Below are 591 nucleotides of genomic sequence, written 5' to 3'. Positions count from 1 at the left end.
GCCGCCGAAGGTGGGATAGATGATTGGGGTGAAGTCGTAACAAGGTAGCCGTATCGGAAGGTGCGGCTGGATCACCTCCTTTCTATGGAGAATCGTCTTCTGCAACGAAGACATTCAAATTAGCAAGTTCAGTGAACTTGCAAGCATTACAAAGTTACTACTCCATTTGTTCAGTTTTGATGGAATTTGAGGGGCCATAGCTCAGCTGGGAGAGCGCCTGCCTTGCAAGCAGGAGGTCAGCGGTTCGATCCCGCTTGGCTCCACCAAATGATTTCATCTATTTGTTGTGTTCTTTGAAAACTAGATATCGAAACGAAACAAACGCGAATTAGAATATTCCTTTTTAGCTGAACTTGTGTACAACAAGTTTTAATAAAAACGGTAGATAATGCAGTTGCGATGGTATCGGGGGAGAGCGACTTTTGGCTTTGCGAAGCAAAACAAGGGAAGCGAGACACCGAAACCGGAGCATATGGTTAAGCTACTAAGAGCACACGGAGGATGCCTAGGCGCTAGGAGCCGATGAAGGACGTGGCGAACAACGATACTGCCTCGGGGAGCTGTAAGCAAGCTTTGATCCGGGGATGTCCG

At 47.7% G+C, this 591-nt stretch carries 1 tRNA gene and 2 rRNA genes; all 3 read left to right on the top strand.

The window, feature by feature from the left end:
- A 16S ribosomal RNA gene (locus PQG66_RS25245) occupies positions 1–82 on the top strand; the annotation flags it as partial.
- 108 nt (positions 83–190) lie between these two features.
- Positions 191–266, top strand: a tRNA-Ala gene (locus tag PQG66_RS25240).
- Between the two features lie 208 nt (positions 267–474).
- A 23S ribosomal RNA gene (locus tag PQG66_RS25235) occupies positions 475–591 on the top strand; the annotation flags it as partial.

The organism is Paenibacillus sp. JJ-100 (assembly GCF_948329825.1).
Classification (GTDB): Bacteria; Bacillota; Bacilli; order Paenibacillales; family Paenibacillaceae; genus Paenibacillus.
This window is presented reverse-complemented; position numbering and strand designations above follow the sequence as displayed.